General features: G+C 49.2%; 8 protein-coding genes. 4 read left to right on the top strand and 4 right to left on the bottom strand.

Annotation, left to right across the window (positions count from 1 at the left end; translation table 11 throughout):
• Positions 1-325: 325 nt before the first annotated feature.
• Entirely contained in the window at positions 326-3,658 is a 3,333-nt protein-coding gene (locus WFN75_RS09510) for an O-linked N-acetylglucosamine transferase, SPINDLY family protein (protein WP_336996069.1), read from the bottom strand.
• Between the two features lie 145 nt (positions 3,659-3,803).
• Positions 3,804-4,760, bottom strand: coding sequence for a flagellin N-terminal helical domain-containing protein (locus tag WFN75_RS09515; protein ID WP_336996070.1), 957 nt, complete (start codon positions 4,758-4,760; stop codon positions 3,804-3,806).
• A gap of 392 nt (positions 4,761-5,152) precedes the next feature.
• Between WFN75_RS09515 and fliD the strand changes: the two genes are divergently transcribed.
• The 4 genes from fliD to amyA are packed head-to-tail and all read left to right on the top strand — an operon-like array spanning position 5,153 to position 8,920.
• Positions 5,153-6,580, top strand: coding sequence for a flagellar filament capping protein FliD (gene fliD / locus WFN75_RS09520; RefSeq protein WP_336996071.1), 1,428 nt, complete (start codon positions 5,153-5,155; stop codon positions 6,578-6,580).
• A gap of 15 nt (positions 6,581-6,595) precedes the next feature.
• Entirely contained in the window at positions 6,596-7,000 is a 405-nt protein-coding gene (gene fliS, locus WFN75_RS09525) for a flagellar export chaperone FliS (protein WP_286931847.1), read from the top strand.
• 5 nt (positions 7,001-7,005) lie between these two features.
• Positions 7,006-7,380 (top strand): flagella biosynthesis regulatory protein FliT, encoded by a 375-nt coding sequence (gene fliT, locus WFN75_RS09530; RefSeq protein WP_212475559.1) that lies wholly within the window; start codon positions 7,006-7,008, stop codon positions 7,378-7,380.
• Between the two features lie 52 nt (positions 7,381-7,432).
• A complete protein-coding gene (gene amyA / locus WFN75_RS09535) occupies positions 7,433-8,920 on the top strand; it encodes an alpha-amylase (RefSeq protein ID WP_336996247.1) in 1,488 nt (495 codons plus the stop codon).
• A 41-nt stretch (positions 8,921-8,961) separates the two neighbouring features.
• On the opposite strand, the gene yedD is transcribed toward amyA, so the two are convergent.
• The gene (gene yedD, locus WFN75_RS09540) at positions 8,962-9,375 is read right to left on the bottom strand and encodes a lipoprotein YedD (protein ID WP_040078455.1); all 414 of its coding nucleotides are present in this window, start codon (positions 9,373-9,375) and stop codon (positions 8,962-8,964) included.
• Positions 9,376-9,444: 69 nt separating this feature from the next.
• Positions 9,445-9,762 carry a flagellar hook-basal body complex protein FliE gene (gene fliE / locus WFN75_RS09545; protein ID WP_336996248.1) on the bottom strand — a complete coding sequence of 106 codons (318 nt, stop codon included), beginning with the start codon at positions 9,760-9,762 and terminating at the stop codon, positions 9,445-9,447.
• Positions 9,763-9,988: the final 226 nt, after the last annotated feature.

The following is a 9,988-nucleotide window of genomic DNA, read 5'->3' on the forward strand; positions in this document are numbered from 1 at the left end:
AATAATTTTACTATCTCCATAATGAGTAAGATAACCTAGGTTCGGGGATAGTACCGATCCGGTGTGAGGATTTTTTAATGGCCTAACACCGTTTGATCGGCACCGCGCTGAATACCTCAGCGATCTACCCCCCCACAACAATTAAATAGTTTGTGTCGGCACCTGGAGCTGGTAGAAACAAGGGCAAAATATCATCAATGTTTTGTTAACTTTTCTGAGTAAATCAGCGTTAAGCCGCTTCAGTTGGAACAATCCATCTGAGCGGCCGGGCGTTTTCTACAGGCAAAAAGTAAGGGACTCAAAAATAGGCGCCTTACTGGCATGACTAAAATGCAACGTACTGATACTTATCAAGCATTTTCATTAATTCTTCAACATCTATCTCTGGCTTGATTTTAAAGGCGCCAGCACTCTCTACTTTCTCTTGCACATCAAGGAAAGTGAGCACAGGATGATAATCAGGACGATTCCAGAAATCATGGATAAAGATGACGGTATCATCAATATTCTTTTGCTGAGCAAGCGTCTGTCTTATCGCATTCAACGTACAAGCCACGCGGAAACGGCCATCCACCAGGATTAGGTCAAATGCCTTATCATGCTGCATAATAGCCTGGCTATAGCGCGGGAATTTATCACGATTATCATCATTAACTGGATAACCCCATTCCTTCGTTGGGCCAATATTGACATAATCTACTTTACAAAGCGGGCCGACTTCTTTTTTAAGGGTATCAACCCAAAACTTGTCGCTTTCCACACCATAAACTTCTACGTTATGACGCGTCGCCAGTTTAGTTGAATCGCCGCTACCAAATTCATAATAAGCTTTTGAACGTTTAAGATATGACTCAAAAAGCGAGGTCTCTCGCGCCGTCATACGCGGATTATCTGGAATAATGTCGCTACTCGTGGCTTCCCGGGCACCTTCTTTCCCTTTAAGGCTTATCAAATAATGCTCCGCACGCTCAAGGGAGGTGACTTCCAGTGTTGAATAGACCACATCTTTAAGGTCGTAAACAGCATGCATAATAAACGCCAGTTTCTCACGCTGCCCCTCGCTCATTGCCGCGAGGCGATCTGCATTCGGCAACCAAAGCCCCCGCGCTGCCACCATCTGTGAAGAGGATAACGCCACCTGATTCTTCTTCGTACTAACCTGTGCAAATTCAAAATCCTGGAAAGCATGAAAATAGAAGCCCAGCGCTTTTAGCGCAGCGCTAATATCATTGAGTGCCAGCTGTTCTTCATGCGTATCGCTAAATGGCAGACGAATATCAATCACCAGGCATTCACTTAACAAACGTTGACCGTATTTAAATACCTGGGCAATATCAAATTTATTATCTAACACCAGCCACTCGAGTGAATCCAGACCATGAATGGCATCAAGTTTAGAACTCTGGGCTAAAATCTCGGTGACAATTTGCTTATCAGATATTACGCCAGAAATATTTTCCACTGCACCTAATGGTTTGAGATCGCTACTGTAAACATTATCCAGGCAGATGTAGACGGGGACCGGCTTCCCATCCCCCAGAGCATGCATCTGGATATGTTGAATATTTTTTCGGCGTAGTGGGAATTTATTTTCTGCAACACTGCCCACTACATCCATAATGATAAAATAGAATGTGTCCAGATCGGCCAGATAAATAAATTTATTTCCGGTTACAAAGCTGCCACCGTAATCCATCATAAATATTTTTCCTTCCATCTGGAACTGGAAGTCGTTAACGTTTGGTGAACCCGCAGCACTCCCTTGCTCCGGCGCGTACTGCAATTCAACAGCTTGCCGGTCATCGTGGAAATAGGGGGGTGCGTCATTGCTAAGCGTAAGTGCTTCTGGCTGCTTCCCTTCACAGTAGCGCTGCCATATCGCACGCATAGCATCCGTAAAATGTTTCGCAAAACGCTGGCCATCGCATACCGGCGAGGCCAGTAAAATATCACGTAAATTGCTGCGGATAATGTTCAGACTATCCAGGTCCTGGGTTATGCCAACGCAAATGTTGATATATTGCTCCCAGTCACCGGCAATCAGTTCCTGTAAACCCGCATTGACCAGGTGAGAGGCTGAATGTCGTCCAGCAAAAGTTGGCCCTGGCAGAGTTACAACCGGAACACCCATCGCCAAAGCTTCGCAAGTGGTTAATCCCCCGGAATAGGGCCAGGGATCGAGCGCAATATCAACGTCGTTATAGCTTGCCAGCAGCTCTCTGTGCGGTGATGAACCTTCAATTCTCACACGCTCACGGCTGATACCCTCCATCTCGAGTTTGCTGAGCACCTGCTCCCTGAGTGGTTCGCTTTCAAAATTAAAACTCTTTAAAAACAGGCGGGAATATGGTACCTGATGCAGAAGTGCAGCCCACTGCGCCAGAAGCACATCGTTAATCTTTGAGGCGTTGTTAAAGCAGCCGAAGGTAATATATCCCTTGCTATTCACCGGTGCAGCACTTACCGGCGGCAAATAAAAAGGCGGATCGTAACAAATATAGTCGTCCGGCATACGAATCAGTTTCTCAGTGTAAAGCGCATCCGCCTCTTCCGGCGTTTCTATGTTATCACTGAGCAAATAGTCCATAGTTTCAAGCCCGGTACTGCTTATTAGCCCACCAACCCATTTAATCTGCAGCGGTGCGGGGGCCATTAGCATAGTCTGCATCTGGCTGTTTTCGTTATAGCCGTTCAGATCGAACAGGATATCTATCTCATCTTCGCGGATAAGGGTATCCAGCTCCCCGGAGCTCATATTTTTGATAATCTGCCATTTGGCACATATACGCTTAATGCGGTGAGTAATATGATCTTCTTTATCATTAGTACTATAGGCATAGAATTCAAACTGTGAATCAGCAACCTTTGCCAAGCCGATAGTAATCATATTACCAACCGGATGAACACGCAGGCCGTCAGAGATCAGACCAATACGCAGACGCTTATTCGCGGTTTTATTTTTTGCGGCGGCGCGAGAAATGACTTTTGGCCTGAACTTAGTCTGCCAGGCTTTGCATAATGCCAGCAGTTGCTCTGCGGTTATTTCTGGATGGTAATGCAAACCAACAATACGGTTAAAGTAAGGGGTAGGATTGTCCCGAACTAGTGTGGCGCTTTTACTATATACCGTTTCCATTTCAACAAACTGACCGAGCGATAGTTTCACCATCCCAAGGTTATTCCAGTGTGCCCAGTTTTTCGGTTCTTTCTTTACTAACTGCTGATACACCTCACCGGCCTGATCATATTTTTTTAGCTTCCACAATATCCTGGCCTGCAGTTCACATATTTGAGTGTTGCCGCGGCACTCGTCGCTAAAGCTGACGGCTTCATTTATGTCACGGCAGGCCTCATCCAGTCGGCCACTGCTATACAGCAGTTCGCCCTTCGCGTAGACCGCCTCAGTATAATATGACGCTATCGTCAGGGCTTTATTCAGACAGTTTTCAGCCTCAGTAAGTGTCTCCAGACGCTGGTGCGCTTTTGCCATCAGCACCCATAACAATGGGTTCTCCTCATCCTTTTCTATCAACTCCTCAAGGAGCTGACGCGCTCTGGCAGGTTGCGTGGGCAGCCATTCCGCCGCTAGGCGAATTTTTTCCTTAGTCGAGCTGTCCATTTTTTTACCGGGGGTAGAGGTAACGAGCGACTTTTTCATAATACACACTGATTCCAGGTTAAGAGCAGAACCGCCAGGGATGGGCGACATTCATTAGTTATCCCAGTGTAAAAAAGACAAAAAAAAATAACGGGTACAATACCCGTTATTTTTTATGCTAATTACTGTGATTGCTGAGGCGATATTAACGCAGCAGGGACAGTACGGTCTGAGGAACCTGGTTTGCCTGAGACAGTACGGAAGTACCTGCCTGCTGCAGAATCTGCGCGCGGCTCATGTTAGACACTTCGGTCGCGTAGTCAGCATCTTCGATACGGCTCTTCGCAGCAGTGATGTTGGTCACAGTGCTATTTAGGTTGTTAACCGTAGATTCGAAACGGTTCTGGCTCGCACCCAGGCTTGAACGCAGGGAGTCAACATCAGAGATAGCTGTATCAATTGATGCCAGCAGGTCATCATTAACGGTAGCGCCCGCTGCTTTAGCTGCAACTGTCGGAACGGCTGGAGTATTACCGTTTGCTGGGGTACCAGGAACGGAAGCAACTGCATCAGTGAAGGTCAGGATACCAACGGTACCAGCAGCAGTTAACTTACCGGTAGAAGCTTCAGTAATATTGTTCATACCTGCAACACCTGTGAACAGGGTGCTGGAGTCGATTTTTTTCAGGGAAATACCGATGGTCTCGTTATCATTAGCGCCTACCTGAATGTTCAGAGTAGTATTGTTAGCCAGTACATTCACGCCGTTGAAGCTGGTCTGGCTAGAAACGCGGTTGATTTCTTTCAGGCGGTCAACAACTTCATTGTTGATGGAAACCAGGTCGTCTGCAGAATTGGTACCGTTGCTTGCCTGAACGGTCAGTTCACGGATACGCTGTAAGTTGGTGTTGATTTCGTTCAGTGCGCCTTCAGTAGTCTGAGCAACAGAGATACCGTCGTTTGCGTTACGCGCAGCCTGAGTCAGACCTTTAACCTGTGCGGTCATACGGTTGGCAATCGCCTGGCCAGCAGCGTCATCTTTTGCGCTGTTGATACGCAGACCAGAGGACAGACGCTCGATCGCAGTACCCAGGGAAGACTGAGATTTGTTCAGGTTGTTCTGAGTAGTCAGGGACAACAGGTTAGTATTGATAACTGCCATAATTTTAATTCCTTCAAAAATGGGTTTAGGTTTCGGTGCCTAACACTCACGGCGTCTCTCACCGTCAACAAGGTTATCGACGTCCCCCAAAAAGACTTTAGAATCAATTTTAAAAAAAATTCATCCGAATGATTTTAAAGGAATTATTTACACTATTATTTTTAAGTGTCGATTTTTTAACGCAAACACTGAGTGGATAGCGTCTCTTGTTTTCATCTTAGTACCCATGCCTTTTCAAGGCCTTTATAGGTACGCCATTGGTCAATCCACTTATTAGCCCACTCCGCTTATTGCTATTCCACGGATTATTTTTTTACCTGAGCCGTAAACTTTTGCCTCTATAAGCCGATAAAGAGTCCTGAACTACATACCGTCTTTTAAGGAAAACAGGCATGGCTACTATCACTAACCTCGGGGTAGGTTTTGCAGGACTCGGGGATTTGTACGATCAGTTAGAAACAGCAGAAAAAACCAAACTGACCACGATTACAACCCAACAAAATACCTATAACGCCCAATTGAGCGCTTATGGGAAACTGCAGAGTGCCATGACCAGCCTGCAAACTGCGACCGCTGCGCTGGCAAAAGCTGCGACCTGGAACTCAACCTCCGTCAGCAGCACGAACACCGCGTTTACGGCGACTACCTCGACAGAAGCCTCTACGGGCTCGTTCACGGTCAACGTCAATCAGATGGCGAAAGCGCAGGTGCTGACCAGCGGTTCAATCGGCAGCAACACTGAGCTGCTGGGTGAATCAACAGGAGCTACACGCACCATTACAATCACCCAGCCGGGCACACAAAAGCCGCTGGAAGTGGAACTGTCTGACACGGACACCACGCTGAGTGGTATCGCCAGCGCGATCAACAAAGCCAACGGCAACGTTTCCGCCAGCGTCGTCAAAGCGAAAGACGGTGACTACCGCCTGATGTTGACGTCGAAAGCTACGGGTACTGAAGGCCAGATGACCATTAAGGTCACCGGCGACGATACCTTACAGGAAGCGATTGGTTATAACTCCGCGGCCGGAACCGGTGCGCTGACCGTCCAGACAAAAGCGCAAAATGCCATCCTGGTGGTGAACGACATCACTATCGAGCGTCAGAGCAATACCATTTCTGATGCGCTGCCGGGCGTGACCTTTACGATTAAAGCCGAGAGTAAAGCAGACGAGACGCTGGATATTACCCGCGCAACCGATGGGAATCAGAAAGCTATTACCGATTGGGTAACCGCCTACAACTCGCTGCAATCCACTATCAACAGCGTCACCAAGTATGTGGCTGTGGATAAAGGTGAAGATCAGTCTAATAGTAACGGCGCTCTTGTTGGCGACGGTAACGTCCGCGGTATTCAATCACAATTACGTGGTCTGTTAACGGATGTGCAGACCGGCTCCGTGCAGATTATGGCGCAGCTGGGTATTACTCAGGACCCGCAGAAAGGTAGCGATGGGACTATGGGTAACCTGAAAATCGATGCGGATAAGCTGAAAAAAGCGCTGGCGGATAATCCGGACGCCGTACAGCAGTACTTTATTGGCGACGGTAAAACCACCGGTCTGGCAACCAAAATGAGCAGCACACTTGACTCCATGCTGAGCACAAGCGCCGGTAAAGCCGGTGTGATTCAGAACGCAAAAGATGGCATCAATAAAACGCTGAAAAGCCTGAGTGAGCGTTACGATGCGATGGAAGCCTCGATTGAAGCGACCATGGCGCGATATAAAGCGCAGTTTACCTCACTCGATGTATTGATGACCAAAATGACCAATACCACCAACTACCTGACCCAACAGTTCTCAAGCTCATCGTCGTAATGTTTAGGAGAGAATATGTATAACACCTCTGGTGTTCAGTCCTATCAGAAGATAGGAGTGGAAAGCGCAGTAATGAATGCCAGCCCACACCAGTTGATCGTCATGTTGTTCGATGGGGCGCACAGCGCCCTGGTTCGGGCCCGCCTGTTCCTCGAGGCTGGCCAGATGCCGGAGAAAGGGGAAGCCCTTTCCAAAGCCATCAACATCATCGATAACGGGTTAAAGGCAGGCCTGAATATGGAGGCCGGAGGCGAGTTGTCCGACAATCTCTCCTCTTTATACGAATATATGGTTCGTCGATTGTTACTGGCGAACCTGCATAACGACGTAGAGGCAATTGTTGAAGTTGAGGGGTTACTAAACAACATTGCGGATGCGTGGAAACAAATCGGCCCCAATGCGTCCTCCATTTCAGGATAATTTTGATGAATACTCCCAGCGCCGCTCTAAGTCACTGGCATGCCCTGCATGCCCAGAGTATTGCTATGCTGAATCTCGCCCATGTTGGTAAGTGGGATGAGTTAATCGAGCAGGAAATGCATTACGTTCAACTGGTGGAAAGCATCTCGCGTAACCCCATCACGTCATGCCCCCCCGCTCAGGTCGAGCAGGCGCGTTTTCTTCTGAAAAAGATTCTGGAAAACGAGCAAAAATTAAAAGAGATGTTAAAAACCCGGATGGATGAATTGCGTAACCTTATCGTTCAAACGGGCAAGCAACAATCTATTTCCACCGCTTATGGCAAACTCTCTGGCAATATTCTTTATCCAGAAAGCCTGACCCGCGACACCCAATTATGATTTCTTCATCCATACTCCAGAGGTCTGCCTAACGGCTTCTGGAGCACGGATGATGAAAAACCCCACCCTGTTACAACTCTTTCACTGGTATTACCCCGACGGCGGAAAACTCTGGTCTGAAGTAGCCGAACGTGCTGACGGTCTCAATGACATCGGCATCAATATGGTCTGGCTGCCTCCGGCCTGTAAAGGCGCCTCTGGCGGCTATTCCGTAGGCTATGACACCTACGACCTGTTCGATCTCGGTGAGTTTGACCAGAAAGGCTCGGTCGCGACCAAATACGGTGATAAAGCCCAACTCCTCGCCGCCATCGATGCGCTGAAACGCAACGAGATTGCCGTTCTGCTTGATGTTGTGGTGAACCACAAAATGGGTGCCGACGAGAAAGAACCGGTCCGCGTGCAGCGAGTGAATGAGCAGGATCGTACCCAGATCGACGATGAGATTATTACCTGCGAAGCCTGGACCCGTTATACCTTCCCCGCCCGCGCCGGGCAGTACTCGCGTTTTATCTGGGATTACAAATGCTTCAGCGGCGTGGACCATATCGAAAATCCGAGTGAAGACGGCATCTTCAAAATCGTTAACGACTATACCGGCGAAGGGTGGAACGACCAGGTTGACGATGAAATGGGCAACTTCGACTATTTGATGGGTGAAAACATCGATTATCGTAACCGCGCCGTGACGGAGGAGATCAAATACTGGGCGCGCTGGGTCATGGAGCAGACCGGCTGCGACGGCTTCCGGCTCGACGCGGTGAAACACATTCCGGCGTGGTTTTATAAAGAATGGATTGAGCACGTTCAGGAAGTGGCGCCAAAGCCGCTGTTCATCGTGGCGGAGTACTGGTCTCACGAGGTAGATAAACTGCAGCAATATATCGATCAGGTTGAAGGTAAGACCATGCTGTTCGATGCCCCGCTGCATATGAAATTCCACGAAGCGTCGCTTCAGGGACGGGATTACGACATGAGTCAGATCTTTACCGGCACGCTGGTGGAAGCCGATCCCTTCCACGCGGTCACGCTGGTGGCTAACCACGATACCCAACCGCTGCAGGCGCTGGAAGCCCCGGTGGAAGCCTGGTTTAAACCTCTGGCGTATGCCCTAATCCTGCTGCGGGAAAATGGCGTCCCCAGCGTCTTTTATCCGGATCTCTATGGTGCCAGTTACGACGATACCGGCGGGGATGGCGAAACCTACCATGTTGATATGCCGGTCATTGAACATCTGGATAAACTCATTCTCGCCCGTCAGCGCTATGCACATGGGATCCAGACCCTCTGGTTCGATCATCCTAACTGTATCGCCTTTAGCCGCAGCGGCACGGAAGAAGATCCCGGCTGCGTAGTGGTACTGTCCAATGGCGATGAGGGAGAGAAAACAATCACCCTCGGCGAAAATTATGGCAACAAACAGTGGAAGGATTTTCTCGGTAACCGCGACGAGACCGTCATTACCGATGAAAGCGGCACCGGGGTCTTCACCTGCCATGGAGGCAGCGTCAGCGTGTGGGTGTTAGAAGAGGTGCTGTAGTAACGAGACCGGGTAGTGCTTGTGCCCTACCCGGCGCGGTTTTATGGCAGTTGGCTGGCGAGCGGCGCTTTCTCCAGCGCGTCAGCACACTCTACGGTAGGCCGGGTCACGCGTTCCAGCGTCATCCCATCGTACTCAAGCAGGCTGCCATCGCGTTCGAGAGAATAGATATCGAGCTTGCTGGTCACGTTGTAAAAATCATCTGAACGCAGCATGACTTTACCCGGTACCGCAATCACCCGTTGCCACTGGCGACAATCCAGCGTATCGCCCTGCGGAGTCACCACCAGGGAAGCGATGGCCTCCGGGCTGACCAGTTTGCTCTGTGGCCCTTTCGTCTGCCAGTAGCCCGCCAGACTGGCCGGAACCGGATGTTTAACCACATCCTGATAGTTATCAACCTGCACACATCCGCTTAAGGCCAGCAGCGCACCAATAATTGCTATTTTTTTCATCATCTTTCTCACATGAGAAGAAAAAAATATTGTGGCATTAAAGCGATGAGGCCGCCAGCCTGATAAAACCTAAACCTGCATGGACATGACGTCCTGATAGGCCTGCATCAGTTTATTACGGACCTGAATACCCATCTGCATCGACACAGAGGCTTTCTGCATGTCGGTCATCACGTCATTCAATGCTACGCCTGGCTCTCCCAGGGTGAACTTCTCTGCCTGGGTGCGGGCGGCAGACTGGGTTTCGCTAATGCGGTCCAGCGCGGCATGCAGCTGACCGGCAAAGCTCACGGTTGGCTGCACATCCGCCACGTTCTGATTACGGGCCGTCATTGCCGTTGCCTGCAACTGGCTGATAACGCCCTCAATACCCTGAATTGCCATGATTCTCCCCTGGATGGATTTTTACGCGCTCAAGAGTACCAGCCTGTCAATAAGATAAAGGCGCTAAATAGCGCGAAAAAACCAGGTTATTTGACGCATAGAAAATCCCGAATCATCAAATAATGACACAGCCATCAAATATGGAATTTTTGTCGTGTTTGCCGACCCGGGAGTCTGTTTTGTTTCTCTACACGAATAATGTAATCCACGAAGAGTCACGAGGTGCGCT

The sequence above is a fragment of the Leclercia sp. UBA7405 genome (genome assembly GCF_037152215.1).
Lineage (GTDB): Bacteria > Pseudomonadota > Gammaproteobacteria > Enterobacterales > Enterobacteriaceae > Enterobacter > Enterobacter pneumoniae.

Coding starts and splice junctions, on each gene's coding strand:
- WFN75_RS09510 (WP_336996069.1), bottom strand. CDS start 3,658: ATGAAAAAGTCGCTCGTTACCTCTACCCCCGGTAAAAAAATGGACAGC.
- fliD (WP_336996071.1), top strand. CDS start 5,153: ATGGCTACTATCACTAACCTCGGGGTAGGTTTTGCAGGACTCGGGGAT.
- WFN75_RS09515 (WP_336996070.1), bottom strand. CDS start 4,760: ATGGCAGTTATCAATACTAACCTGTTGTCCCTGACTACTCAGAACAAC.
- amyA (WP_336996247.1), top strand. CDS start 7,433: ATGAAAAACCCCACCCTGTTACAACTCTTTCACTGGTATTACCCCGAC.
- fliS (WP_286931847.1), top strand. CDS start 6,596: ATGTATAACACCTCTGGTGTTCAGTCCTATCAGAAGATAGGAGTGGAA.
- yedD (WP_040078455.1), bottom strand. CDS start 9,375: ATGAAAAAAATAGCAATTATTGGTGCGCTGCTGGCCTTAAGCGGATGT.
- fliT (WP_212475559.1), top strand. CDS start 7,006: ATGAATACTCCCAGCGCCGCTCTAAGTCACTGGCATGCCCTGCATGCC.